The organism is Amycolatopsis umgeniensis, from assembly GCF_014205155.1.
Taxonomy (GTDB): Bacteria; Actinomycetota; Actinomycetes; order Mycobacteriales; family Pseudonocardiaceae; genus Amycolatopsis; species Amycolatopsis umgeniensis.
On the sequence record NZ_JACHMX010000001.1, the window covers coordinates 3,103,890 to 3,129,063 of the forward strand.

The 25,174-nt window shown below is 70.0% G+C and carries 25 protein-coding genes; 13 read left to right on the forward strand and 12 right to left on the reverse strand.

The window, feature by feature from the left end; genetic code table 11:
* Positions 1 to 25: 25 nt before the first annotated feature.
* The 4 genes from HDA45_RS14130 to HDA45_RS14145 all read right to left on the reverse strand — a co-directional run bounded on the left by HDA45_RS14130 (position 26) and on the right by HDA45_RS14145 (position 4,958).
* Positions 26 to 1,120 (reverse strand): serine hydrolase domain-containing protein, encoded by a 1,095-nt coding sequence (locus HDA45_RS14130; RefSeq protein ID WP_184895416.1) that lies wholly within the window; start codon positions 1,118 to 1,120, stop codon positions 26 to 28.
* Between the two features lie 150 nt (positions 1,121 to 1,270).
* Entirely contained in the window at positions 1,271 to 2,284 is a 1,014-nt protein-coding gene (locus HDA45_RS14135) for an ATP-binding cassette domain-containing protein (RefSeq protein ID WP_184895417.1), read from the reverse strand.
* Positions 2,284 to 3,861 carry an ABC transporter permease subunit gene (locus tag HDA45_RS14140; RefSeq protein ID WP_184905634.1) on the reverse strand — a complete coding sequence of 526 codons (1,578 nt, stop codon included), beginning with the start codon at positions 3,859 to 3,861 and terminating at the stop codon, positions 2,284 to 2,286. The genes HDA45_RS14135 and HDA45_RS14140 overlap by 1 nt, the downstream gene beginning before the upstream one ends.
* Positions 3,862 to 3,908: 47 nt before the next feature.
* Positions 3,909 to 4,958, reverse strand: coding sequence for a thiamine ABC transporter substrate-binding protein (locus tag HDA45_RS14145; protein ID WP_184895419.1), 1,050 nt, complete (start codon positions 4,956 to 4,958; stop codon positions 3,909 to 3,911).
* A gap of 76 nt (positions 4,959 to 5,034) precedes the next feature.
* Here HDA45_RS14145 and HDA45_RS14150 point away from each other — a divergent pair, with 76 nt between their 5' ends.
* Complete coding sequence (locus HDA45_RS14150) at positions 5,035 to 5,325, forward strand: 4a-hydroxytetrahydrobiopterin dehydratase (protein ID WP_184895421.1); 291 nt, start codon at positions 5,035 to 5,037, stop codon at positions 5,323 to 5,325.
* Between the two features lie 384 nt (positions 5,326 to 5,709).
* On the opposite strand, the gene HDA45_RS14155 is transcribed toward HDA45_RS14150, so the two are convergent.
* From HDA45_RS14155 to HDA45_RS14170, 4 genes are read right to left on the reverse strand one after another with little or no spacing between them, the layout of a single operon-like run.
* Positions 5,710 to 6,048 carry a winged helix-turn-helix transcriptional regulator gene (locus HDA45_RS14155; RefSeq protein WP_184905636.1) on the reverse strand — a complete coding sequence of 113 codons (339 nt, stop codon included), beginning with the start codon at positions 6,046 to 6,048 and terminating at the stop codon, positions 5,710 to 5,712.
* A gap of 17 nt (positions 6,049 to 6,065) precedes the next feature.
* Positions 6,066 to 6,446 (reverse strand): type II toxin-antitoxin system death-on-curing family toxin, encoded by a 381-nt coding sequence (locus HDA45_RS14160; RefSeq protein ID WP_184895423.1) that lies wholly within the window; start codon positions 6,444 to 6,446, stop codon positions 6,066 to 6,068.
* Positions 6,443 to 6,646, reverse strand: coding sequence for a CopG family transcriptional regulator (locus HDA45_RS14165; protein WP_184895425.1), 204 nt, complete (start codon positions 6,644 to 6,646; stop codon positions 6,443 to 6,445). Before HDA45_RS14165 ends, HDA45_RS14160 begins: the two co-directional genes overlap by 4 nt.
* A gap of 30 nt (positions 6,647 to 6,676) precedes the next feature.
* On the reverse strand, positions 6,677 to 7,378 hold the full coding sequence (locus HDA45_RS14170; RefSeq protein WP_184895427.1) for an FCD domain-containing protein: 702 nt from the start codon (positions 7,376 to 7,378) through the stop codon (positions 6,677 to 6,679).
* A gap of 145 nt (positions 7,379 to 7,523) precedes the next feature.
* Here HDA45_RS14170 and HDA45_RS14175 point away from each other — a divergent pair, with 145 nt between their 5' ends.
* Together HDA45_RS14175 and HDA45_RS14180 are read left to right on the forward strand one after the other, a co-directional pair.
* A complete protein-coding gene (locus tag HDA45_RS14175) occupies positions 7,524 to 7,898 on the forward strand; it encodes a hypothetical protein (protein ID WP_184895429.1) in 375 nt (124 codons plus the stop codon).
* 92 nt (positions 7,899 to 7,990) lie between these two features.
* Positions 7,991 to 9,352: a M20/M25/M40 family metallo-hydrolase gene (locus HDA45_RS14180; RefSeq protein WP_184895431.1), complete on the forward strand. Its 1,362-nt coding sequence runs from the start codon at positions 7,991 to 7,993 to the stop codon at positions 9,350 to 9,352.
* A gap of 191 nt (positions 9,353 to 9,543) precedes the next feature.
* On the opposite strand, the gene ychF is transcribed toward HDA45_RS14180, so the two are convergent.
* Positions 9,544 to 10,626: a redox-regulated ATPase YchF gene (ychF, locus tag HDA45_RS14185; protein ID WP_184895433.1), complete on the reverse strand. Its 1,083-nt coding sequence runs from the start codon at positions 10,624 to 10,626 to the stop codon at positions 9,544 to 9,546.
* 105 nt (positions 10,627 to 10,731) lie between these two features.
* Here ychF and HDA45_RS14190 point away from each other — a divergent pair, with 105 nt between their 5' ends.
* Together HDA45_RS14190 and HDA45_RS14195 are read left to right on the forward strand one after the other, a co-directional pair.
* On the forward strand, positions 10,732 to 12,183 hold the full coding sequence (locus HDA45_RS14190; protein WP_184895435.1) for a DNA-3-methyladenine glycosylase 2 family protein: 1,452 nt from the start codon (positions 10,732 to 10,734) through the stop codon (positions 12,181 to 12,183).
* Between the two features lie 11 nt (positions 12,184 to 12,194).
* A complete protein-coding gene (locus tag HDA45_RS14195; protein ID WP_184895437.1) occupies positions 12,195 to 12,695 on the forward strand; it encodes a methylated-DNA--[protein]-cysteine S-methyltransferase in 501 nt (166 codons plus the stop codon).
* Between the two features lie 15 nt (positions 12,696 to 12,710).
* On the opposite strand, the gene HDA45_RS14200 is transcribed toward HDA45_RS14195, so the two are convergent.
* The gene (locus HDA45_RS14200; protein WP_184895439.1) at positions 12,711 to 15,662 is read right to left on the reverse strand and encodes an AAA family ATPase; all 2,952 of its coding nucleotides are present in this window, start codon (positions 15,660 to 15,662) and stop codon (positions 12,711 to 12,713) included.
* Positions 15,659 to 16,810, reverse strand: a complete 1,152-nt coding sequence (locus HDA45_RS14205) for an exonuclease SbcCD subunit D C-terminal domain-containing protein (RefSeq protein WP_184895441.1) — start codon at positions 16,808 to 16,810, stop codon at positions 15,659 to 15,661. The genes HDA45_RS14200 and HDA45_RS14205 overlap by 4 nt, the downstream gene beginning before the upstream one ends.
* Before the next feature lie 178 nt (positions 16,811 to 16,988).
* On the opposite strand from HDA45_RS14205, the gene rmuC reads away from it, so the two are divergent.
* Positions 16,989 to 17,903, forward strand: a complete 915-nt coding sequence (gene rmuC / locus HDA45_RS14210; protein ID WP_184895444.1) for a DNA recombination protein RmuC — start codon at positions 16,989 to 16,991, stop codon at positions 17,901 to 17,903.
* 651 nt (positions 17,904 to 18,554) lie between these two features.
* Positions 18,555 to 19,427, forward strand: coding sequence for a DUF6542 domain-containing protein (locus tag HDA45_RS14215; RefSeq protein WP_184895446.1), 873 nt, complete (start codon positions 18,555 to 18,557; stop codon positions 19,425 to 19,427).
* A gap of 102 nt (positions 19,428 to 19,529) precedes the next feature.
* On the opposite strand, the gene HDA45_RS14220 is transcribed toward HDA45_RS14215, so the two are convergent.
* A complete protein-coding gene (locus HDA45_RS14220; protein ID WP_184895448.1) occupies positions 19,530 to 20,543 on the reverse strand; it encodes a 4-hydroxy-3-methylbut-2-enyl diphosphate reductase in 1,014 nt (337 codons plus the stop codon).
* 152 nt (positions 20,544 to 20,695) lie between these two features.
* Between HDA45_RS14220 and HDA45_RS14225 the strand changes: the two genes are divergently transcribed.
* The 6 genes from HDA45_RS14225 (at position 20,696) to HDA45_RS14250 (ending at position 25,174) form a co-directional block, all read left to right on the forward strand.
* Positions 20,696 to 21,358, forward strand: coding sequence for a lipid droplet-associated protein (locus HDA45_RS14225; RefSeq protein WP_184895450.1), 663 nt, complete (start codon positions 20,696 to 20,698; stop codon positions 21,356 to 21,358).
* On the forward strand, positions 21,355 to 22,620 hold the full coding sequence (xseA, locus tag HDA45_RS14230) for an exodeoxyribonuclease VII large subunit (RefSeq protein ID WP_184895452.1): 1,266 nt from the start codon (positions 21,355 to 21,357) through the stop codon (positions 22,618 to 22,620). Before HDA45_RS14225 ends, xseA begins: the two co-directional genes overlap by 4 nt.
* Positions 22,617 to 23,018, forward strand: coding sequence for a hypothetical protein (locus HDA45_RS14235; RefSeq protein ID WP_184895454.1), 402 nt, complete (start codon positions 22,617 to 22,619; stop codon positions 23,016 to 23,018). Before xseA ends, HDA45_RS14235 begins: the two co-directional genes overlap by 4 nt.
* Positions 23,015 to 23,248 (forward strand): exodeoxyribonuclease VII small subunit, encoded by a 234-nt coding sequence (locus HDA45_RS14240; RefSeq protein ID WP_184895456.1) that lies wholly within the window; start codon positions 23,015 to 23,017, stop codon positions 23,246 to 23,248. The genes HDA45_RS14235 and HDA45_RS14240 overlap by 4 nt, the downstream gene beginning before the upstream one ends.
* Before the next feature lie 84 nt (positions 23,249 to 23,332).
* Positions 23,333 to 24,403 carry a class II fructose-bisphosphatase gene (glpX, locus tag HDA45_RS14245; RefSeq protein ID WP_174720460.1) on the forward strand — a complete coding sequence of 357 codons (1,071 nt, stop codon included), beginning with the start codon at positions 23,333 to 23,335 and terminating at the stop codon, positions 24,401 to 24,403.
* A gap of 9 nt (positions 24,404 to 24,412) precedes the next feature.
* Positions 24,413 to 25,174 (forward strand): trypsin-like serine protease, encoded by a 762-nt coding sequence (locus HDA45_RS14250; protein WP_184895458.1) that lies wholly within the window; start codon positions 24,413 to 24,415, stop codon positions 25,172 to 25,174.

Consider the following 25,174-nt stretch of genomic DNA (forward strand, 5'->3'; position numbering starts at 1 on the left):
GTGTGAGATGAGGGGAAGGGGCCCTTCAGCGACAGAAGACCGCCGTCGCCATGGAGACCACTGCTTCGGTAGGCGGGTCTTGCTCGTACGGGTTGAGGGACAGGGTCAGCGCCTTGCCCTTCCCGTCGGTGAAGGCGACGGTGATGTAGCCGATCAACTGTCCCGTGTGTCCCCAGACCGGCTTCGGGCCGTCAGCGCAGGGGATCGCGAACTCCTGCAGTCCCAGGCCGTAGCGGAACAGCGGGACCGCTTCCCGCATCCGCCGCATTTCCGTGAGGCTCGCCTGGCTCGTCAGCCTGCCCTTGAGCAGAGCGGTGACGAACGTGGTCAGGTCACGCGTGGTGGAGACCATCTCACCGGCCGCCCAGTCCAGCGACGGATCCATGTCGGTGGCGTCCACGATCGCGGGCAGCGGTTCGTAGCCGCGGGCGTGCGGTGTGGGCAGGGAGGGCCGGTGCCCCGGCACGCTGGTGTGCGTGAGGTCGAGCGGACGCAGGATCCGGCGCTCCACCTCCTTTCCGTACGGACGCCCGGTCAGCTTCTCGACCAGCAGGCCGGCCACGATGTAGTTGGTGTTCGAGTAGTGCCAGGACTCGCCGGGGTTCTCGAAGTCGGGGCCTTTCGCGAACGCCACCTTCAGCAGCTGTGAAGGCGTGTAGTCGTCGAAGCGGGCATCACCTCGCCAGCGATTGGTCGAGTAGCCCGGTTCGCTCATGTAGTCGTGCAGGCCGCTGGTGTGCTGCAGGACGTGCCGGACGGTGATGCGGCCGCCATCGGGCACGACACCCGGCAGGTGACGCTCGACTGGATCGTCGAGTGTCAGCCGTCCCTCGTCGGTCAACTGCAGGAGGACCGTGGCCGCGAAGGTCTTGGTGATACTGCCGATCCGGAAATGACCGTCGGCGGCGGCAGGCGTCCCGGATGCCAGGTCGCGCACGCCCACCGCGTCCGACCACTGGCGGGAGCCGTTCCGGACGTGGATCAGCCCGGCGGTGATGGCCCGGTCGGCGGCGAGGGCGGCCAGCCTGTCGTGCAGTTCGGCGGCCGGGATGTCCGGCGTGGCCGGTGCGGCGACCGGGCTGACGGCGAGGATGACGGACAAGATCGTCTTCAGGAACATGGCGACGACGGTATGGCCGGCGAGCCCGGCTGCCCCTGAGGTTGCCAGGCCGACCAACCTGCGGAAAACCACAGGGTTCCGGCGGGTTCCCGCCCTGCGTTCAGTCCTCTGAATGCGGTAGTTGCGTGTGCAAGTACCGCATTCAGAGGACTAAACGCGCAGTTGGGCGACGCCGTCCGGGTCCAGAGCCAGCCGCACGGTGTCGCCGGGACGCAGATCGGCGGTCACCGGCGCGACCGCGTCCACAGTGGACAGATCGCCGACGGTGACGACGAGCCGGACGTGTTCCCGCCGGTGCACCACCGCGGTGACCTCGCCCTCGACACCTTCCGGGGAGACCCGCAGACCGTGCGGCCGCAGTCCCAGCCGCACCGCGCCGTCCCCGACGTCGGGCAGGGCGACCTCGCCGAACGGCGTCCGCACCACCCCGCCGGCCGCCTCGCCGTCGACGAACGTGGTCACGCCGAGGAACCGAGCCACCCCCTCGTCCACCGGCTGACGCCAGACGCGGCGCACCGCGCCTTCCTGCCGGATCTCGCCGTCGTCGAGGACGGCGACGCGATCGGCGAGCGTGAACGCCTCTTCCTGGTCGTGCGTGACCAGCAGCGCGGTGATCTTGCTGCGCCGCAGGAGCGCCGCGAGATCGATCGCCAGCTGCTCCCGCAGTCCGGCGTCCAAACCGGACAGTGGTTCGTCCAGCAGCAGCAACCGCGGTTCGGGCGCCAGCGCGCGGGCCAGCGCGACCCGCTGCGCCTGCCCGCCGGACAGTTCGGTGACCCGCCGCCGCTCGTAACCGGTGAGCCCGACCAGGTCCAGCAGCGCGCGGACCCGCTCCGCGTGCTCGGCACGCGGGACGTCGTGCATCCGCAGGCCGAAAGCGATGTTCGAGGCGACGTCCTTGTGCGGGAACAGTTGCCCGTCCTGGAACACCAGCCCGAACCCCCGCCGGTGCACGGGGACGCCGGAGAGGTCCTCGCCGTCCCAGCGCACGGTGCCCGACGTCAGCGGCTCCAGCCCGGTGATCGCCCGCAGCAGCGTCGACTTCCCCGAACCGGACGGGCCGAGCAGCGCCAGCACCTCGCCGTCGGCGATGTCCAGCCCGGCCTCCTTCACCGCGGCGAAAGATCCATAGTGGACGGTCAAATCCCGTACCGACAGCGACACTAGAACTCCCCTACCGAATTCTGCCCGCGGACCGCGCCGAACCGGTCGATCAGCACCACCGCCACCACGGTCACGATCATGAGCAGCGCGCAGGCCGCGTAGGCCATCTGGTTGTTCAGCTCCCCCGGCCGCGAGATCAGTGTCGCGACGGCGACGGGCAGCGTCGGCGCGTCCGGCCTGGCCAGGAAGCTCGTCGCGCCGAACTCGCCGAGCGCGACCACGTAACCGAATCCGGCGGCCGCGACCAGCGAACGCGCCGTCAGGGGGAGATCGATCTCCCGCCACACCCGGCCGGGGCTCGCGCCGAGCGTCGAGGCGGCCTGGCGGAGCCGGACGTCGACCGACCGCAGCACCGGCAGCACCATCCGCACGATCAACGGGATGATCACCAGTGCCTGTGCGAGCGGGACCAGCAGCGGCGACGTCCGCAGGTCACCCGGCAGCGCGTCGAGCGTGACGAGGTAACCGAAACCGACGGTCACCGCGGAAACGCCCAGCGGCAGCATCAGCGCCGCGTCCATCGTCTCGCCCAGACCCCGCGCCAGCCCGCCCGGCGTGCGGCGCAACGCCACCAGCACGACCGAGGCCAGCACCCCGACGATCATCGCGAGCATGGTGGCGTCGAACGCCGTCCGCAGCGACATCGACGCCGCGTCCCAGCCCGAAACCTGCAGCGCGCCACGGGATCCCCGCCCGGCGAGCGCCTCGTACCCGGCGAAGCTCCAACCGTCCGAAGTGGACACGGACTCGAGGAGCAGTGCCACGATCGGCGTCATCAGGAGCGCGATCACCGCGAGACCGGCGAAGACGGCCCACCATTCGCCACCCCTGGGCCGCCGGGCGGTCTCGCTCCGCGAACGCAGCCGGACGGCGTTCTCCCGGCGCCGTCTCGCCAGCGCGCCCACCACCAGCGCGGCGATGACGGCGGCGAACTGCACCAGCGACAACGCGGCCGCGCCGGAGAGGTCGAGCAGGTCGACCGTGCGCAGGTAGATCTCGGTCTCCAGCGTCCGGAACTTCGACCCGCCGAGGATGAGCACGACACCGAAGCTGGTGGCACAGAACAGGAACACCACCGCGGCCGAGGAGGCGATGGCGGGCGCGAGCGCGGGCAACGTCACCGAGCGGAAGGCACGCCACGGCGACGCGCCGAGTGCCCGGGCCGCGTCCACCGTGCGCGGGTCGAGATGGCTCCACAGCCCGGAAACCGTGCGCGCGACGACGGCGACGTTGAAGAAGGCGTTGGCCAGCACCAACGGCAGCAGTCCGCCGTCGGGCCAGAGCGCGCGGAACGCCAGGCCGACCACGACGGTCGGCAGTACGAACGGCACCAGCACGAGCGTCCGGACCAGCGAGACCCCCGGCAGCCGCACCCGCGCGAGCAGGAACGCCACCGGCAGGCCCGCGAGCACCGCGACGATCGTCGAAACCCCCGCGCTGGCGACGGTGAATCCCGCGAGTTTCCAGGTCAGCGGGTCGCCGATGGCCGTGCCGACCCCGCCGGAGCCGAAACCCCTGCCGATGATCGCCGCGACCGGCCAGGCGAAGAACACCACGAGGAAACCGAGCGGCAGCACGGCGAGTGCGGCCAGCCCGGTCCCTCGAGAATTCAGCTTGGGCGCGCTCAGCCTTCGAGTAGCGTGCGCCACTGGGCGATCCACTGCTCACGCCCGGCCTGGATCTTGGCCGGTTCGAGCGTCTTCGGCTGCTGCGGCAGCGGCGCGGCCTGCGCCCAGCCCTGCGGGAGCTCGACGCCCTGGCGAGCCGGGTACACGTACATGTTGCTCGCCACGGTCACCTGGAACTGCTGCGACAGCAGGAAGTCCACGACCTTGCGGGCCTTCTCGACCTGCTTGCCGCCTGTCAGCACACCCGCGTACTCGACCTGGCGGTAGCAGGTGTCCAGCAGCGCCTTCGTACGCGGCTTGCCGTCGTCGCCGAGTTCGGCCGCGGGCGAGGAGGCGTAGGAGACCACGATCGGCCGCGGGCCCTTGCCCGAGGAACCGGAGAACTCCTTGGTGTAGGCCTCTTCCCAGCCGCTGACCGTCTTGAGGCCGTTGGCCTTCAGCTGCGTCCAGTACGCCTGCCAGCCCTGCTCGCCGAACTGGGCGACGGTGCCGAGCAGGAACGCCAGCCCCGGCGACGACGTCGCGGGGCTCTCGGCGACCATCAGGTCCTTGTACTTGGCGTCGGCCAGATCCGCGAACGACTTCGGCTCCGGGATCCCCTTGTCCGCGAAGTACCGGCTGTCGACGTTCACGCAGACGTCGCCGAGGTCCACCGCGGAAAGGCGGTGCTCGGGGTCGACGGAGTAGCGCTGCGGGCCGCGATCGGCTTCCGGGCTCGTGTACTGCTCGAAAACGCCCTCGGTGAGCGCGCGGGAGGCGAACGTCGAGTCGATGCCGTACGCGACGTCGCCGATCGGATTCGCCTTGGTCAGCACCAGCTTGTTGGTGAGCGCGCCCGCGTCACCCTGCTTGAGCACGGAGATCTTGATCCCGGACTGCCGCTCGAACGCGTCGAGGACCTCCTGCGGCGCGAGCCACGAATCGTGCGTCACGAGCGTGACCGTCGCCGGCGCCTGCGGGTCGTTCCCCGTGGTCCCGGAGAGCGAGCAGCCCGCGAGGGCGGCCACCGTGCCTGCCGCAACCAGCGTGCGGAGGGCGCGTTTCATCTAGCCTCCTGCTTTGTTTTCAAGGGGGACCCGTGGCAAACGTGCAGCGTAGCCGACGACGTACCACCATGGAGTCATGGCGGAAATCTTGAACGACGAGCAGGCGGACGCGGCCGTGACGAAGCTCTCCGGCTGGACCCGCGAAGGCATCACGATCGAGCGGACGGCGAAGCTGCCGAGCTTCCCGAAAGCCATCGAGGCGGTGGACAAGGTGGCCGAGCTGGCGGAGGCGGCCGACCACCATCCCGACATCGACATCCGCTGGCGGACGGTGACGTTCCGGCTCAGCACGCACTCCGCCGGAGGGCTGACGGAGAAGGACTTCGCGCTTGCTTCGCAGATCGATGGGGTACTCGACAAGGTGTGACGTCCGCGACGACCGCGCCACGACTCCGCTTCTCGGGCGTCTACCCAGTACGACCGACGAGAAAAGGACGAGTGATGACACAGGCGATCGTGGTGGGGTTCTCCGCATTCGGCGCGATGGTGGCGGCCGCTGCCGGAGTGCTCTGGTACACGGCGCGCGACAGGCATCACCAGCACGATCAGTGATCTTCGCCACACTGGCGCGTGGAAGGTAACGCGAACCCTGATCAACGCGCTGTTCCCGGCGGACCTGTCGCTTCTCTCCCCCGGGGAACCGCCGTGAACAACGCCTCCATCACCGCCGCCCAGCGAGCCTGGGTGACCGTGTTCGCCACCGCCATCACGCTGCTGACGATCGTCGTGCTCGGCCTCATCGGCTAGGCGCCTAGGCCGGGTAGGCCTCGCGGGCGGCGACAAGCTCCGGAAGGTGCTTCGCCGCCCACTCGCGGCACGCCTCCATCGGCTCGAACAACGTCCGGCCGAGTGGAGTGAGTTCGTACTCCACTCGCGGCGGCGTCTCGTCGTACGCCGTCCGTGTGATCATGCCGTCGCGCTCCAGGGCCCTGAGGGTCTCCGTGAGGACCTTCGACGTGACGCCCCTCAGCGGCACCCTCAGCTCGGTGAACCGGCGAGGCCCCTCTTCCAGGCACAGCACGACCAGGCCCGCCCATTTGTCGCCGATCCGGAACGGCGTCAGATTCGACGGGCACTCGGGCGCGAACATGTCGGGGCTCAACGGCTTCACCCGTCCGAAGTTACCCTCGCCCACGCGGCCAGTTCGACCGCCGCGTCCGAGTAGGTGCGCGCGCCGGTGGACATCGCGATCACCAGGTCGTACGCGTCGTCTTCCGGCGCGTCGAGGTCGTGACCATTGAGCCCGTAGAAGACGAACGTCGACATCCAGGCGAGGCGTTTGTTCCCGTCGACGAGCGAGTGGTTGCGCACGACGGACTCCAGCAGCACCGCGGCCTTCTCGTGCAGCGTCGGATACGCGTCCTGGCCCATCAACGAAACCTGCGGACGATGCGCCGCGGAGTCGAGCAGGCCGAGGTCGCGGACCTTGGGCACGCCGAGGTCTTCCGCGAGCGCCAAGAGGTCTTCGACGGTGAGATACTCGATCACTGAGCGAGACGGTCGAGCAGAGCGGCGTAGCGCTCCCGGCCGTCCTTGGACAGCGCGCGGACCCTGTCGTCACGGACGCGGCGCCCGGCGGCCTCGGTGATGGCGCGAACGGTGGCCTCGTGCTTGCTCACACCGTCGGTCTCCGCGAGCAGGGCAAGAGCGCGCTCCTGCTCGTCGTTCAACCTCAAGGTCATCGCCATGAGGACCATGCTACCACTCTGGTATCAGACCTACCGGCTTCCTCGGCGATCCCCTTCGAGCCCGGTGAGCTTCACGATCTCGGTGGCGCAGTGCCGGGCACCGACCTCGTCCCTGTCGGCGATCGCCTCGACGAGACGCCGATGCAGAACGGTGTGCTCCGCGGCCGTCTCATCAGTCCAGGGCGTGCCCCCGATCTGCTCGGTGACCGCGTCGCCGAGGACGTCGTAGACCTCGGCGAGCAGGGCGTTCCCACCGGCACTCACCACAGCCTGATGGAAACGGGTGTCGGCCTCGGCGGCGGCGGCGGCCGTCTCGCCTGAATCCGCGATCGCCTCCGCCTCGGCGAGGAGGCGCCGAAGCCTGCTCAGGTCGCCCTCGGTCCTTCGCGACGCGGCCAGACCCGAGGCGTACTCCTCGAGCACCGTGCGCAGCTCCAGCACGTCGCTCGAACTCGACGCGCCGGCACGCCTCATCAGCACGGAATGCATCTCGCTCGACGCCCGGACATACGTCCCGTCGCCCTTGCGGGCCTCCAGCAAGCCCAGGTGCACCAGCGCTCCCAGTGCTTCGCGCACCGTCGTTCGCCCGACACCGAGTTGCTCGACCAGATCGTGTTCGGGCGGGATCCTCGTCCCCACCGGCCAGACACCGGACGCGATCTGCTCGCGGAGGGTGTCCACCAGTTGCGCCGAGAGACTCGCGACGCGGCGCGGGGCACGAAGATCGTTCACCAGCCGACCCTAGCAGCGAATGTCTGACATCTACCGTCGCGCTACGCAGGTCCGCGTAGGCCGGATTGCCGCTTCCGGGCCGACGCCCTTCGCGGCCGTGAGCGGGACTCTTCAATGGTCATTCGACCTCGTGAGGAGATCCGCCATGAACCGCTCCACCGCCGCCGTCGCCAACGCCTTCTTCCTCTTCGTCGGCGTCGCCGGCCTGATCATCCAGATCGTCTCGGGCGTCCCCGGATTCCCGGACATCCCGCCCGGGCCGTTCATCCTCGGCGTGACCGGGATCCTCGTGCTGACGCTGGCGGCCCGCTTCCGCTGGATCCTCTTCCTCGGCGTCGCCGCGCCGCTGTTCATCCTGGTCGGCGCCCTGCTCGAAGGTTCGTTCTGGGGACGACTCGCCGACGTGGGCGATTTCGGCCCGTTCACCGGCACCGTGCTGCTGATCGGCGGGCTGATCGGGGCCATCGCTTCCGGCGGTGTCGCCGTGTCCCAGGCGTTCCGCCGGATGACCGTGAGCTGAACCGGAAAAAGGGGACGATCGGAGGTTGCTCTCCGAGCCGTGCGTCTCTTAGCTACTCGAACGAAGGTTCTTCGAGAAGTGAGGGGTGTTCCATGGCAGGTCTGCGCAGGCGTGAGGTGCTCGCGGGCGCGGTGGCACTGGCGGGCGCGGCGACGATCGGGTTGAACCCCGGCACCGCCGCCGCGGCCACGCAGCAGCGTCCGGGCGCGCAGTTCCCGCCGTCGCTGGACTTCGGTGACTACCCCGTGATCGCGCGGGTCCGGTCGCGGCGGGCACTGGAGCATCTGCGGGTGCTCAGCGACAAGATCGGCCCCCGGATCGCCGGGACCGAAGGCGAACTGCGCGCCAAGGACTACATCGCGAAGGTGCTGCGCGACCTGCGTTACCAGGTCACGCTGCAGCCGTTCCCGATCGCCGACAAGTTCCTGGGCGGCCTGTCGGTCGGACGCGACAGCTGGCAGACCGGCTCGTCGCCGCAGGGCGCGCAGGACGTCACACGCGAGGCGGTCGTCGTCGACGCCGGTGACGGGACCACCCTTCCGGATGACCTGACCGGCAAGATCGTGCTGATCGCGGCCGTGACCACCAAGGCCGACGCGTACCTGACGGCCGCGCAGCGCGGAGCGGTCGCCGTGCTGATCGGCCGGATCGGCGCCGACCCGGCGCGCAAACTGTCCGCCTTCTCCCCGACGCTGCCCACCCCGGTCACCGTCCCGGTGCTCGGCCTGGCGCAGGTGCAGGTGGAGCGGCTGCGCGAGCGGCTCGCCAAGGGCTCGGTCAAGGTGAAGGCGACGGCCACCCACCACAAGAACCTGACGTCGTACAACGTCATCGCCGAACGGCCCGCCACTTTCCCCGGCAAGGACAACGGCGTGGTCATGGTGACCGCGCACTACGACAGCGTCCCCGGCTCGCCCGGCGCGAACGACGACGGCAGCGGCACCGTGCTGTGCCTGGAGCTGGCGCGCGTCCTGCGATACCTGCCGACGAACAAGACGCTCCGGTTCGCGCTGTGGGGCTCGGAGGAGTACGGGCTGATCGGCTCGCGGCACTACGTCTCGAACCTGTCCGACCCGGAGGCGAAGCGAATCGCGGGCTGCTTCCAGAACGACATGGTCGCCACCAGCTGGGACCCGGCGATCACCTACTGGCTGCTTTCGGTCGACGGCGCCGACAACGCCACGACCGCGGCCGTCAACGCCGCGGCCAAGCGCCTCGGCTACGACCCGCGGGTCAAGGGCCCGGTCGCTCGCGGTTCGAGCGACCACGTGCCGTTCTTCGAACGCGGCATCGCGTCGGGCAACTTCAGCTGGCGCGGCGAGAGCGGCCCGGCGCTGCTGGAACCGACCTACCACACGCCGGAAGACACCATCAAGGACAACGTTTCCCTTGAGCGGCTTCAGGTTTCGCTGGAGCTGATCGGTTCGGCGGCGTACAGCCTGCTGCGGAAGTAGCTTTGTCGCGCTCGTGAGTGGTGAGGACGGTTCTAACCGTCCAGTGTTTAGGGGCACCTGCGCCCTCGTGACGGTGAAGGATTTGGGACGTTGAGTGTCCCAAATCCTTCACCGACGACCACCGCCCTCGGCAGCTCAGGCGCAGGTAAGTAAATACGGGTCCGCTCCAACCGTGATCACCCGGAGCGATGTCAGACGTTGAAGCGGAACTCCACCACGTCGCCGTCCGACATGACGTAGTCCTTGCCTTCCATCCGCACCTTGCCGGCGGACCGGGCGGAGGCCATCGAACCGTTCTCGATCAGATCGTCGTACGAGACGACCTCGGCCTTGATGAAACCGCGCTCGAAGTCGGTGTGGATCACGCCTGCGGCCTGCGGGGCCGTCGCGCCCTGCGGGATCGTCCAGGCGCGGGATTCCTTGGGGCCGGCGGTCAGGTAGGTCTGCAGGCCGAGGGTGTGGAAACCGGCGCGGGCGAGCGAGTACAGGCCGGGCTCGTGCTGGCCGACGGACTCCAGAAGCTCGCGCACGGAGTCCTCGTCGTCCAGCTCCAGCAGCTCGAATTCGACCTTCGCGTCGAGGAACACCGCGTCCGCGGGGGCGACCATCTTGGCCAGCTCTTCGCGACGGGACTCGTCGGTGAGGATGCCTTCGTCGGCGTTGAAGACGTAGAGGAACGGCTTCGTGGTGAGCAGGCTCAGCTCACGCAGCACCTCGAAGTCGACCTCTTTCTGCGCCTGGAACAGGGTCCGGCCCGAGTCGAGGATCTCCTTGGCCTTGAGCGCGTTGTCGAGGGCGGGCTTGGCTTCCTTCTTGGTCCGCGCCTCCTTCTCGAGCCGGTGCAGCGCCTTGTCGAGCGTCTGCAGGTCGGCGAGGATCAGCTCGGTGTTGATCGTCTCGATGTCGCTCGCCGGGTCGATCCGGTCGTCGACGTGGATCACGTCCGGATCGTCGAAGACACGGACGACCTGGCAGATCGCGTTCGCCTCACGGATGTTCGCGAGGAACTTGTTGCCGAGACCGGCGCCCTCGGAGGCGCCCTTCACGATGCCCGCGATGTCCACAAAGGACACGACGGCGGGCACCGTCCGCTCGGAGCCGAACACCTTGGCGAGTTCGTCCAGCCGCGGGTCCGGCAGCGGGACGACGCCGACGTTGGGCTCGATCGTCGCGAACGGGTAGTTCGCGGCGAGCACGTCGTTGCGGGTCAGCGCGTTGAACAGGGTGGACTTGCCGACGTTGGGCAGGCCGACGATGCCGAGGGTGAGACTCACGGGCCAGAAGTCTACGTGCCGCCCGCCGCCCCATCCGCCGAGGCCTTGATCGCGGTGTCGGATTTCCGCCAGCCGCGCCCCCGACCTGGTGGCACGATCGATGTCATGACCGAGCAGACCTTGGCCGAACGGGCCGTGTGGCGCGACACCGAACGGTGTTACCGCGCCGTCGCCGCCCGTGACTCCCGGTTCGACGGCCAGTTCATCATGGCCGTGGCCACCACCGGGATCTACTGCCGCCCGTCCTGCCCCGCGTCGACGCCGAAGCAGCAGAACGTCCGCTTCTACCCGACGTCGGCCGCGGCGCAGTCCAACGGCTTCCGCGCCTGCCGCCGCTGCCTTCCCGACGCCGTCCCCGGCTCACCCGACTGGGACATCCGGGCCGACCTGGCCGCGCGGGCGATGCGGCTCATCTCGGACGGGACCGTCGAACGCGACGGCGTCCCGGGGCTCGCGCGGCGGCTCGGCTATTCCGAACGCCAGCTCGGGCGCGTCCTCACCGCGGAACTCGGCGCCGGACCGCTGGCGCTGGCCAGGGCGCACCGCGCGCATTCGGCGCGGCTGCTGATCGAGATGTCCGGCCTGCCGCTGACCGACGTCGCGTTCGCGGCGGGCTTCTCCAGCGTCCGCCAGTTCAACGAGACGATCCGCGAGGTGTTCGCGACAACGCCTTCGCAGCTTCGCGCGGCGAGCCTGCGTCGCGGGCGTCGCAAGTCCGAAGAGACACCGACCGGGACCCGGCTGAGCCTGCGACTGCCGTTCCGCAAACCGTTCGACGCGGACGGGGTGCTGAACTTCCTGGCCGACAGGGCCGTCCCCGGTGTGGAACATGTGACGCGCGACGATTCCGGCGTGACCGCTTACGCCCGCACGCTGCGGCTCGCGCACGGCGCCGGCGTGGTGCGGTTGACGACGAAGGACGACCACGTCCGCGCCGACCTGCGGCTCACCGATCTGCGCGACCTGAGCAGCGCGGTGGCCAGGGTGCGGCGGCTGCTCGATCTCGACGCGGACCCCGAAGCGGTCACGCGGGTGCTGGGGGCGGACCCGGCGCTCGCGCCGCTGGTCGAGGCGATCCCCGGTATCCGGGTGCCCGGCGCTGTCGACGGGGACGAGCTCGTGCTGCGCGCGCTGCTGTCCCCCGCTGAGACGGCGTCGCTCGCCGACGCCCTCGGCGAGCGCGTGCCCAGCTGCGACGAGTCACTGGAAGGGGTGACCACGGTGTTCCCGACGGCGGCCCGGGTCGCCGAACACGGTCCGGAGCGGATCGCCGCCGTGGCCGCCGCGCTGGCGGACGGCGTCTCGGTCCACGTCGGCCGCGATCCCGAAGAGTTGCGGGCGGAACTGCTGGCACTCCCCGGGATCACCACCCGGATCGCCGATTACGTCCTGATGCGCGTGCTGGGCGCGCCGGACGTCCTGCTGACCGGTGATCCGGCGCTGCGCCGGGGAGCGGCCGTGCTGGGGATCGCCGACGACGAAACGACGCTGGCCGAACGCGGGCGGGCCTGGCAGCCCTGGTCCTCGTACGCCGGCATGTACCTGTGGCGCGCTTGAAAGGGAGAACGATGAGCATCGCGTATTGGTCCACAATGGACACGAAGATCGGGCCGTTCACCGCCGTGGTGGCGGGTGACGGGGCCGTGCTGGCCTCGGGTTGGACCGGCGACGTCGGCGACCTGACGCCGCTGATCTCGCCGTCACTGGCCCCCGGCGAGGTCAAGCAGCGGCGGGACCTGGGGCCGGTGAGCACCGCGATCCGCCGCTACCACGGTGGCGACCTCGACGCTGTCGCCGATATCGAGGTGCGGCAGCGGTCCGGCGCTTTCCGGGAACACGCTTGGGAAATGCTGCGGAAGGTGCCCGCGGGCGAGCCGGTGAGCTACGCGGAGTACGCGGCGCTGGCGGGGAATCCGTCGGCGGTGCGGGCGGCCGCGTCCGCGTGCGCGAAGAACGCGGCGGCCTTGTTCGTGCCGTGCCATCGCGTGGTGCGGACCGGCGGCGCGGTGGGGAACTTCCGTTGGGGTGTTCCGGCGAAGCAGTGGCTGCTGACCCACGAGGCCGCCTGACGCTCCCTGGCCGGGTCAGGCTGCGTGGATCTCCACCGAAGAGCCCGTACGTGCCTTTCGGATCCGCAGCCTGGTCGGGATGCGCTGCCGCAGTTCCTCCACATGCGACACCAGCCCGACCACCCGGCCACCGGCGCGAAGCTCGTCGAGGATGTTCATGACGATGTCGAGCGTCTCGGCGTCCAGAGTGCCGAAGCCCTCGTCGATGAACAGCGTGTCCAGCAGCGCGCCGCCGGTTTCGGCGGCGACGACGTCGGCGAGACCCAGTGCCAGTGAGAGCGACGCGAGGAAGGACTCGCCGCCGGAGAGCGTCTTCGCGGGCCGGACGGTGCCGGAGTAGTCGTCGAGCACATCGAGGCCGAGTCCGCCGCGCGTGCCACGGGCCCCGGCCGCGTCAGAGTGCACGAAGGAGTAGCGGCCCTGGCTCATCGTCCGCAGGCGGGCGGTCGCCGCGACCGCGACCTCTTCCAGCCTCGCGGCGAGGACGTACGAGCGAAGCGACATCTTCCGCGCGTTCTGCCCTCGCCCGTTGACCACCTCGGCGAGCGCCTTCAGTTCGAGGTACTGCTCCTCGACCGGGGCCAGATCCGCCATCAGGGACGTCATCCGCTCGGCCAGTCCGGTCAGGTCCGTGTGCCGGGTCGTGGCCGTCCCCAGCGCCGCGAAGGCCTGTTCGGCTTCGGCCCGGGTTTCCCGCGCCGCTTCCTCCGAGGCCACGACGTCGATCTCGTCGTCCGGCGCGATACCGAAGAGTTCCGGCTCGGCCAGCGCGCGCCGCTCGGACTCCTCCATCACCTTCGCGTCGGCGAGGCTGTTCTCCAGTTTCGTGATCTGCTCGTCCGGCCGCGACGCGGCCCGCATCTCGTCGAGATCCGCGAAACCCTTGGCCCGCAACGCTTCTTTGACCAGTTTCGCTTGCTCGTCGCGACGCTCACGGGCACCCGCGACGCCGAGCCGCGCTTCGGCGAGCGCGTCGAGACGGGTCGCGAAACCGAGCAGATGCCGCCGCCGGGCGGCGACGTCGTCGAACTCGCCGCGCGCGCTTTCCAGCCGTCGTTCCCGTTCGGCCAGCCGTTCCGTGAGGCTTCGGACCTCGGTCCCGGCCTCGGCCGCCCGCTCTCCGGTCACTCGACGGCGTTCGGTCAGCTGCTCGGTGTTCCGTTCGAGTTCGAGGAGCCGCTTCTCCAGCGCGGGCTTGCGACGAGCCGATTCCGACAGCGACGCGCCCAGCTCCCGCGCCTCGGCGAGTTCGCCCCGCAGCGCCTCCGCGGTGCGCTCGCGCAACCGCTCGACCAGCGCCTTCAGCCGTCCTTCGGCTTCGAGCAGCGTGGCTTTCGCCTCCTCGCGCCGCTTGTCGGCCTGCTGCTCCGCGACCTCGGCGCGACGTTCGTCCTCGGGATCGACGAGGCCGCCGGTGTGCGTGGCGGGTGCCGGATGCTCGGTCGCCCCGCAGACCGGGCAGTCCTCGCCCGCGGCCAGACCGGCGGCGAGTTCGGCCGCCATTCCGTCGAGGCGGCGTTCCCGCAGGTCCAGGCGATGCTGCCGCGCCTGCTGATGGACGTCGACGGCGTCGCGGACCAGCCCGCGCGCCTGCTCGACCGCCTGCTCCGCACGAGGTACCTCGTCGGCGTCCCGGACCAGCGCTGTCAACTCTTCGAAGCGGGTGCGGGCACCGTCGAGCTTCGCTTCGGCTTCGGCGGCCGCCAGCGCCTCGGCGCGCACCGCGGCGATCTTCTCCGGCGCGGATTCGAGTTCGGCGGCGAACTCCTCGGCCTGCTTTTCCGCCTCCTTCGCGGTGGCGCTCAGCTGATCGCGACGGACCAGATCCCGTTGCTGCTGCTCGCCTTCCGCCACGAGTTCGGCCAGCGCGCCCGCCTCCTCGCGCAGCCCGCCGGCGCGGGCGCGGAGTTCGGCCGCGGACTTGTCCGCGGCGTCCGGCACTTCCTGGGCCCGGAGCTCCTCCGCGGCCTCCGCGTCGGCGAGCTGGCTCGAGCGGCGTTCGAGCAGATCCGCTTCCGCGGCGACGCCCGCCGCACGATGAGCGGCCTCGACCTCTTCCGCCCACTCCGCGCGCTGATCCGCCTGCTCGGCGATCGCCGAAAGGCGCGTGTACGCGGTGCGCACGCGGCGGATCCGCTCGGCGGTGGACCGGTTCTCCTGCCAGACGGCCTCGGCCTTCTGGGCCGCCGCGCGCGCCTTCGTGTCCCGTTCCCGTGCCTGGGCGGCACGTTCGGCGGACTCCGCGAGTACCGCGTCGACCCACTCGACCTGCCCCTCTTCGGGCGCTTCCTGCTGGGCGACCTGCGCGAACCGCGCGACCCACTCCCGCAGCGACTGCTGCCGCGCCTGCAATTCGCGGCCGCGCTCGGCGCGCAGATTCGCGAACCAGTTCTCGACGTCGGAGAACCGCTCCGTGCCGAACAGCCGCTCCAGCAACTCCTCGCGCTCGGCCGTGTTCGCGCGCAGGAACCGCGCGAACTCACCCTGAGGCAGCAAGACCACCTGGAAGAACTGCTCGTGCGTCATGCCGATGAGCCGCTCGACCGTGCGCGCGACCTCGTCGATCCGCGTGATGCCTTCGGCCACGTGCCCGGCCGGCACCGTGCCGACCCAGCTCAGCACCGCCTTGGCCTGCTGGAGGGTCATTCCTTCGCCCCGGCGCTTGGGCCGCTGGTACTCGGGATTGCGCGCGATCCGCATCCGCTGGCCCTGCACTGTCAGCTCGAGGACGACCTCGGTGACCTGGTCCGGCTCGGCCAGATCGCAGCGCAGCCGCTTCACCTCGCCGCGAGCCCCGGGGACGGTGCCGAACAGCGCGAACGCGATGGCGTCGAGCAAGGTCGTCTTCCCCGCGCCGGTGTCGCCGTGCAGCAGGAACAACCCGTCGGCGCCGAGCACGTCGAAGTCCACCACCTCGCGGCCCGCGTACGGACCGAAAGCGGCGACCTCCAACCGGTGCAACCTCATACTTCGCGCTCCCTGCCCGCCGCGCCCAGCGCCGCCAGCACCAGGCGCTCCTCGCTCTCCGACGGCTCGGATCCGCGGCAGTCCTCGAGGAAACTGCGCGTGATCTCGACGTCGGATCGCCCTCGGACGGCTTCGGCGTACTTCAGCGCGGCTCCGTCGTGGCCGCCTTCCGGCTGCCAGTCCATGTGCACGGCGTGCGGGAAGCGCTCACGCAGTTTCCGCATGGCGTCGATCGGCCGGACCCTGTCGGTGACCGTGAAGGAAAGGAAATGTTCGGTGAGGCCGTCGTGTTCCGGATCCGACAGGAGATCCGCCAGTTCGCCGCGGAGCATCGCGAGATGCCGCGGAACCGGCAGTTCGTGGCGCCGGACTTCGGCGAGCCCTTCCGCGTCGAGCTCCACCAGCCAGACGGATTTCCGTTGCCGCGTCTCGGAAAACGAATACGCCAGCGGGCTGCCCGAATAGCGCAGGTGCTCGGCGAGGGTCTGCGGGCCGTGCAGATGCCCGAGTGCGACGTAGTCGACTCCGTCGAACACCGAACCCGGCACCTGCTCGACGCCGCCGACCGCGATGGTCCGCTCGGATTCGGTCGGCTCGCCACCGGTGACGAAGGCGTGCGCGAGCACCACCGAGCGCGTTCCGGACGGCCGCGCGGCGAGATCGGCGCGGATCCGCCGCATCGCCTCGGTGAGGACGCCGGTGTGGCCGCGGGCCTCGGGGACGCCGAGGGCGTGGCGCGCGGGCTCCGGTTCGAGGTACGGGATGCCGTAGAGGGCGACCTCGCCGTGCGCGTCGGGCAGCAGCACCGGCTCGGCGAGACCGTCGATCGTGGCGCGCAGGTGCAGCCCGCCCGCCGCGGCGAAGTCGGCGAACGCGCCCAGCCGCGGCGCGGAATCGTGGTTGCCCGGCGTCATCACCAGCTGCGCCCCGGCCTGACGGAGCCTGCCGAGCGCGGTCGTGGCGACGCGAACGGCCTCCGCCGAAGGCACCGCGCGGTCGTAGATGTCCCCGGAAACGAGGACGACGTCGACCGACTCGGCGAGCACGAGGTCGGCGAGATGACCGAGCACGGCTTCCTGCTCGGCGAGCAGATCGGCGCCGTGGAACGTGCGGCCGATGTGCCAGTCGGACGTGTGCAGGAGCTTCACGCAGCCCAAGGTAGGGCCGCGCACCGGCCGAAGAGGGGAGGCGCGCCCTTGGCGGCACCGCGCTTTCCGACACGCCGGGGACGGCCCAGGTCAGATACGGAGCGCGACCACGTGCTCCGGTTTTTGTCGGTGGGTTCCGCCATGATGTCCCGGACTCGGATCCGGAAGGGAGGTACCGGTGGCGACGGTGATCACCACCGCGGCCGTCGTGCTCGCGCTCCTGCTGCTCGTCGCCGTCGCACTGCTGTGGCGGCTGTACAACGACGGCATGCGGCGGGCGGACGCCGCGGCGAAACTGGTCGCCGCCGAACGTTCGAAGGCGGATCAGCAGCAGCTCGCGTTGCGCCGGTACGAGGTCGCTTTCGCCTCGATCAGCGGCCGCGGCGAGCTGGGCGAAAAGGTCCTCCTGGAGACAGCACGCGCGCTCGGGCTCCGCGAGGAGCTGCACTTCACGCTGCAAACCGACCTCGCGGGCGGCGGAGCGGCGAAACCGGACATGGTGCTGCGGGTCGGCGGCGGGCGGACGGTGCCTGTCGACGCGAAGGCGAGCATGGCGTGCTGGGCGGAGGCCGTCGAGACCAACGACCCCGAAGAACGGCTCGACGCGTTGCGCGTCCACGTCCGGCAGCTCCGGTCGCGGGCGGCCGAGCTGGCGGGCAAGGGCTACCAGCGCTGGGCCGACGCGATCTACGGGACGATCATGTTCGTCCCCTCCGACGCGGCCGTGGTGGCCGCGCTGGACACCGATCCGGAACTGCTGCGCTGGATGCTGGACAGGCGCGTCTTCCTCTGCGGGCCGACGGGGTTCGCCGTACTCGCGTCCGCCGCGCTGTTCGCCGCGACCGAACGGGCGCTGGTCGAGGACGTCGAGCAGGTCCGGGCGGGAGCCGCGGCCGCGCACCGGGCCGCGGGCAACGCCGTCGACGCGCTGAACCTGTCGAGCACCCACCTCCAGCGCTTCATCTCGGCCCGGCGCCGCGAACTGGAGGCACTCGAAAGCTTCCGGAGCACGGTCTCCCCGCTGACGGACGCGTCGGGCAGCCCGGCGCCGGTGCCCTCGATCCGGAAGGCGGACGAGCTCCCGGCGAACTGAGCGAGCTGTCGCCCGCTCGACGGTGGAGGATTCGGGACGTTCAACGTCCCAGATCCTCCACGCTCGGTCGTCGGCCGGAGATCGTGACCGGCATGAGCTGGCGACGACGAAGGAATCGGGACGTTCAGTGTCCCGAATCCTTCATCGACAACCCCGACGACCGCCGCCTCACGCAAACCAGGCGTAGCTAGGTGAACACGGGTCCAAACCACCATCTCCGCCACTCCGGACATCGTGACCGGCATGAGCTTGATCAGCAGAGGGTCGGGGGACGGTGAGTACCCCCACCCCTCCGATGATCAAGGTCGAAGACCGGAGCGCCCTCGCGACGATGAAGGAATTGGGACGTTCAGTGTCCCGAATCCTTCATCGACAACCGCACAACCGCCGCCCTCACGCAAACCAGGCGTAGCTAGGTGAACACGGGTCCGAACCACCATCTTCGCCACTCACGAGGGCCTTTCCCACCTGCGGTTTCCGGAAGCGGAGGCTCCGTTTCGGCCGCCATGACAACCTTGTCGCGCTCCCACGCGTAGTACCTCTGGAAAGCATCCGGGCAATCCGTCCGGGTGGTCCGAGATGACCACTACCAGGCGATCGACATACCGCCTGTTGGCGGTATGTCCGCAGCTTGGATATACGGTGGGGCCTGTGACCGCGATTCGCGATCGCCAGAGCGATCCTGATGCCGACGACGTTCCCGTAGCCTGGGACGAGCGTCCGCTCGTCGGCGCCAGGCGCGGGCTGCCCTGGTGGGCCGCCGTCCTGGTGGGCTTCGGGCTCGCCATCCTTGGCGCCTTCATCGACGTGATGATCCAGAAGGATCTGGGCCTGCTGTTCAAGGTCTGCTACGCGCTCGGCGCGGTGGTCGCCGTGGTGGCCGTCCAGCGAAGAGGGCTGTTCGGCCCGATGGTGCAGCCGCCCCTGGTCCTCGCGGTGACCGTCCCGGGGGTCATCCTCCTGACGTCGGACAACAGCAAGGGCTCCGACCTGCTCGAGAGAGCCTTCGACATCGGCACGCCGCTGATCAACGGGTTCCCGACGATGGCCATCACCACCGGTGTCACCCTGGCGATCGGCTTCTTCCGGATCTACCGCGAACGCGATCCCGACGCCCCGGTGAAGCTGAAGGGGAACGCCAAGCCGGAACGTCGCGAAGACGCGAAACCCCCGGTCAAGCCCGCTGCCGCGGCCGCAGGCCGCCGTCCGGCTTCGCGGACCGGGCAGACGCCGCCCCCGCCGTCACGCCGGGGCGCGCCCCGGGACGACGCGCCGCCGCGCCGCCGTCCGGTCGACGACGAGCGCCGTCCTCGCCGCGACGCCGAGCCCGGCGCCCGCAAGCCACCGCCTCCGGGACGTCAGCCCCGGCGTCCGCGTCCGCCGGAAGACGGCGGCGAGCCTCGCCGTCGCGACCCTCGTGGCGAAAGCGCCCCCGGCGCCCCGCGCCGCCGTCCGCCGCGTGCGGACGACCCTCGCCGAGGCGGTCAGCCGCCACGCCGCCGCCCTTGGGACGACGAGCGCTGAAGCAAGGGACCTTTGCTCTCGCCTGAGCCTCTGACCAGCGGCTTGATCGCAAAAAGGGCCGCCCGAGGAACTCCTCGGGCGGCCCTTTTCGTATCGGAAGCGTCAGGCCCTGCCGACCTTCTTCAGCTCGTGCGGCAGCGCGAAAGCGATCTTCTCGTTCGCCGTGGTGACCTCGTCGACGTCGCCCCAGCCGCGCTCGGCCAGCCACGCCAGCAGGTCCATGACCAGCACCTCCGGCACCGAAGCGCCGCTGGTGACACCGACGGTCTCAACGCCTTCGAGCCACGCTTCGTCGACTTCGTGCGCGAAGTCGACCAGGTGCGACGCGCGCGCCCCGGCCTTCAGCGCGACCTCGACGAGGCGCTTCGAGTTGGACGAGTTCGTGGAGCCGACCACCAGCACCAGATCGCATTCGGCGGCCATGGCCTTGACCGCGACCTGACGGTTGGTGGTGGCGTAACAGATGTCGTCGCTGGGCGGGTCGGCCAAGCCGGGGAACTTGTCCCGCAGCTGGTCGACGCGCTCCATGGTCTCGTCCACCGAAAGGGTGGTCTGTGAGAGCCAGATGACCTTCGAGGGGTCGCGGATCTCGACCTTGTCGACGTCTTCGGCGGTGTCGACGAGCTGCACCTTGTCGGGAGCTTCGCCGGCCGTGCCTTCGACCTCTTCATGGCCTTCGTGGCCGATCAGCAGGATGTCGTAGTCGTCCTTCGCGAACCGGTTGACCTCTTTGTGCACCTTCGTCACGAGAGGGCAGGTCGCGTCGATGGTCCGCAGATTGCGCTCGGCCGCCTCGGCGTGCACCGCGGGCGAGACGCCGTGCGCGGAGAACACCACCAATTCGCCTTCCGGCACCTCGGAGGTCTCGTCGACGAAGATCACCCCGCGATCGCGCAGGGTCTCCACGACATGCCGGTTGTGCACGATCTCCTTACGCACGTACACCGGCGCACCGTAGAGCTCGAGTGCCTTTTCGACGGCGATGACCGCGCGGTCGACACCCGCGCAGTAACCACGAGGCTTGGCGAGCAGGACACGTTTGCCACCTGCCGGCACACCGGACTCGGTGATCGTCGGACTGCCGGCGGGCGTGATTCCGGGACTCGCAGAACTCATGACCCCCAGGGTACGGGCTACCCCGGGGGCTCCTCGCACTCACGTTCAGGTGACCAGGGAACCCCTCTAAAGTATGTGCGTGGAGTCACGTCCTGTGAGCCGACCCACCCGTTCGGTTGGGCAGGATGGACCAGATACGGCAGGCTAGACGTATGAAGCCTCTCCCGCTCCCCCTCCGGGTCGCCGCGGGCCTCGCCGTCACCACCGCCGAGCGGGTTCGCGAACTTCCCAAGCAGCTCACCGGGCTCCCCGTCACAGTGGTCAGCCAGGTCCTCCAGTTCTCCATGCGCGTCCAGCAGCACGTCACCGAGCTGGCGATCAAGGGCGACGACGCGCTGTCGGGTCTCCGTCCGGTCGAGGACGCCCCGAGCTGGGCCACCTTCGACGAAGATCTCCCGCCGGACCTCGGCGAACGCCGTTACGAACGCGACTCGTGCGTGATCCCGCTGCACGAGGACGCCGAGGTCCCCGAACCGCGCGCCGAGACGAATGGTCGTCTTCACGACCTCGAAGCGCTCACCGAAGACCCGTGGGCCGAGGAGGAGCGCGCGCTCGCCGAGGACCACGCCGACGGCGAGTTCGACAGCGCGAGCGCGCCCGTGACTGCCGGTCCCGCGGGGCTCGAGGACTACGACACCCTCACCCTGCCGCAGTTACGTGCCCGTCTGCGCCGGTTCGACCTCACGCAGCTGGAAGAACTGCTGACCTACGAACGGGCGAACGCCGACAGGGCGTCGTTCGTCGGCATGCTCGCGCGTCGCATCGGCAACGTGAAGAAGGCCGAGAGCGACGGCGACAGCGCGGAAGGCCAGTGAGCGCCGAGCCCACCTCAGCCGCGGCGGGTCCGTCCACTTCCGCCGAGAACCCGTGGCCGGTCCGCACGGTCGCCCGCAAGGTCGGCGAGTGGATCAACCGGCTCGGCGCGGTCTGGGTGGAGGGTCAGGTCACGCAGATCTCGGCCCGGCCCGGCACCAACACCGCGTTCCTGACGCTGCGAGACCCGTCCGCGGACGTGTCGATGTCGGTGACCTGCCCGATGGGCCTGCTGCGCACGATCGAACCGCCGCTGCGCGAGGGCGCGAGCGTCGTGGTCCACGCGAAGCCGACGTTCTTCATGAACCGCGGCTCGTTGAGCCTGCGCGCCAACGAAATCCGCGCGGTCGGCATCGGCGAACTCCTCGCGCGGATCGAGCGGCTGCGACGGCTGCTGGCCGCCGAGGGCCTGTTCGCGCCCGAGCGCAAACGCAAGATCCCGTTCCTGCCCAAGGGAATCGGGCTGATCACCGGTCGCGCGTCCGCCGCCGAACGCGACGTGCTGGTGAACGCGCAGGCCCGCTGGCCGCATGTCGCGTTCAAGGTGATCAACACCGCCGTGCAGGGATCGCTGGCCGTCCCGCAGATCCTCCAGGCACTGTCCAAACTGGACCGTGATCCGGACGTCGACGTCATCGTGATCGCACGCGGCGGCGGCAGTGTCGAAGATCTGCTGCCGTTCTCCGACGAGGCGCTGTGCCGCGCGGTGTCCGCGGCGGGCACCCCGGTGGTCAGCGCCATCGGGCACGAGCCCGACACCCCGCTGCTCGACCACGTCGCCGACCTTCGCTGTTCGACGCCGACAGACGCCAGCAAGCGGATCGTGCCCGACGTGCGCGAGGAGACCCAGCGCGTCCGCCAGATGCGCGACCGCGGCCGCCGCGCCCTGCACGGCTGGGTGGACACGCAGGTCAGGCTGCTGACCCAGATGCGCAGCCGTCCGGTGCTCGCCGATCCGCTGGGCCCGGTCCAGCGGCGCTCCGACGACGTCGAGATCCACCGCGAACGCGGGCGCCGCGCGATGCTCACCCTGCTCGCCAAGGACCAGGCGGAGATCGCCAGCGCCCGGGCGCGGCTGACCGCGCTCGGCCCGGCGGCGACCCTCGAACGCGGCTACGCGGTGGTGCAGTACACCGACGCCGAAGGCAACCTCCAGGTACTCCGGTCCGTCTCCGAGGTCGTGGACGGCGCGAAACTGCGCGTCCGCGTGGTCGACGGCGCGCTCGGCGCCGTCGTCACGGGCGAACCGGAGGAGGCGAATTGACGGCGAGTTTCCTGCCTTTGACCGTCGACGCCGCCCAACGCGCGGACGCGCCGGGAGTGCTCCACAACGCGCTCTTGACCGACCGCGCCGCCGCGGAATGCTGGACGGTCCTGCTGGCGGGGTGTGAGTTTTCGACCAAACACGGCCTCGACGCCCAGCTGCGCAAGCTGTCGGAGGCCACCGCCGAGCACGTCGGCACCCGATGGTGGTTCGCCGACGGTTCCGTGCACCGCCAACGGGTGGCCAGGGCGCAGGAGAACCTCGTCGCGGCGATCGCGGAGGGTGACGGCCAGGAGTTCGCTCTCGCCTTCGTGGGTTACGACAACGCCATGGCCGGCGCGGTAGTGTGCGCGGGTATCGGCAAGCACCGACGTCCGGTAGAAGGAAGCACAGCGTGAGCAAACCCGGTGGCGAGACCGCCGAACTCGGCTACGAGCAGGCCCGCGACAGGCTGGTCGAGGTCGTCCGCGAGCTCGAGGCGGGCGGACTGTCCCTGGAACAGTCGCTCGCCCTGTGGGAGAAGGGCGAGCAGCTGGCGAAGGTCTGCGAGCACCATCTCGAAGGCGCGCGCGAGCGGATCGAGGCCGCGTTGTCGTCGGTCGAGGACGAGCCTGGCAACGGTCAGTGACGTTCACCATGCTCTTGAGCCACCGAACCACCGTGGGTATCTGAGAGACTGAGACCCCGCCGAGTTCCTGACCCGGGAGGCCTCATGCCCACCCCCACCTCGTCCGCCAGCTCTTCCCGACGCCGTGAAGCGCCCGATCGCAACCTCGCGATGGAACTGGTCCGCGTGACCGAAGCCGCCGCGATGGCCGCGGGCCGCTGGGTGGGGCGCGGGGACAAGATCGGCGGCGACGGCGCCGCCGTGGACGCGATGCGCCAGCTGGTCTCGACGGTGTCGATGCGCGGTGTCGTCGTCATCGGCGAGGGCGAGAAGGACGAAGCCCCGATGCTGTTCAACGGGGAAGAGGTAGGTAACGGCGACGGGCCGGACTGCGACGTCGCGGTCGACCCGGTCGACGGGACGACCCTGATGGCCAAGGGCATGCCGAACGCGCTGGCCGTGCTCGCGGTCGCCGAACGCGGCGCGATGTTCGACCCGTCCGCGGTCTTCTACATGGAGAAGCTCGCCGTCGGACCGGACGCCGCGGGCAAGGTCGACCTCGCCGCCCCGGTCGCGGAGAACATCCGCCGGGTCGCGAAGGCCAAGAACTCCAGCGTTTCCGACGTCACCGTGTGCATCCTCGACAGGCCGCGTCACGAGCAGCTGATCAAGGAGGTCCGCGAGGCGGGCGCCCGGATCAGGTTCATCTCCGACGGCGACGTCGCGGGCGCGATAGCCGCGGCCCGGCCGAGCACCGGTGTCGACATGCTGCTCGGCATCGGCGGCACCCCCGAAGGCATCATCGCGGCCTGCGCGATGAAGTGCCTCGGCGGCGAACTCCAAGGCCGTCTGTGGCCGAAGGACGACGCGGAGCGCGAGAAGGCGCTGGCCGCGGGCCACGACCTCGACCGCGTGCTCGGCAACGACGATCTCGTCCGCGGCGACAACGTGTTCTTCTGCGCCACCGGCGTCACCGACGGCGACCTGCTGCGCGGCGTCCACTACCGCGCGGGCGGCGCGACCACCCAGTCGATCGTGATGCGTTCGAAGTCCGGCACGGTCCGGATGATCGACGGCTACCACCGGCTGACCAAGCTCCGCTCGTATTCGTCCGTCAACTTCGACGGGCACCTCGACGATTCACTGGAAGACGACGTCGTTCCCCCGCTCCCCTAAGGAGAATCCGTGCTCAAGCGCGTGCTCGTGGTCCTGCTCGCGGCGATGGTCCTCACGCCGGTCGGGCAGGCCACGGGCGCGGGCGACCTCGTCGGCGGCAGAGAGGCCGACGAGCCGTATCCGTTCATCGCTTCCCTGCATTCGGCCTCCGGCAAGGCTTTCTGCGCCGGCGCGCTGATCATGGCGGACTGGCTGGTGACGGCCGGGCACTGTGTCGAGGGCAAGAACCCGGCGAATCTGAGCGTGCGGGTCGGCAGCAACGACAACACGCAAGGCGGCGAGATCGCGAAGCCCGCCGAGATCGTCGTGAACCCGTCTTACAACCCCGCGCCCGAGCACGCGGGCGGCGATCTCGCCCTCGTCCGGCTGGCCGCTCCGGTGAAGACGGCGCCCGTCCCGCTCGGTGCCGTCGTGGCACCGGGGACGCCGACGCGACTGCTCGGCTGGGGCCAGACGTGCCCGACTTCGGGCTGCGACAAGGGCACGGCGAAGCTGCAGCAACTCGACACGAAGATCGTCGAAGGCGTGCGCTGCACCGCGAAGTTCAACGGCGCCGTCGAATTGTGCACCGACAACCCCGACGGGAAGTCGGGTTCGTGCTACGGCGATTCCGGGGGGCCCGAAGTCGCCAAGGTCGACGGGAAATGGGTGCTGCTGGGCACGATCAGCCGCCCGGGCAACGCCGACCCGGTGTGCGCGACTTCGCCGTCGATCGCGACTTCGGTGGTGGCCTACGCGCAATGGATCGCGGAGAAGACCACCACCACCTGA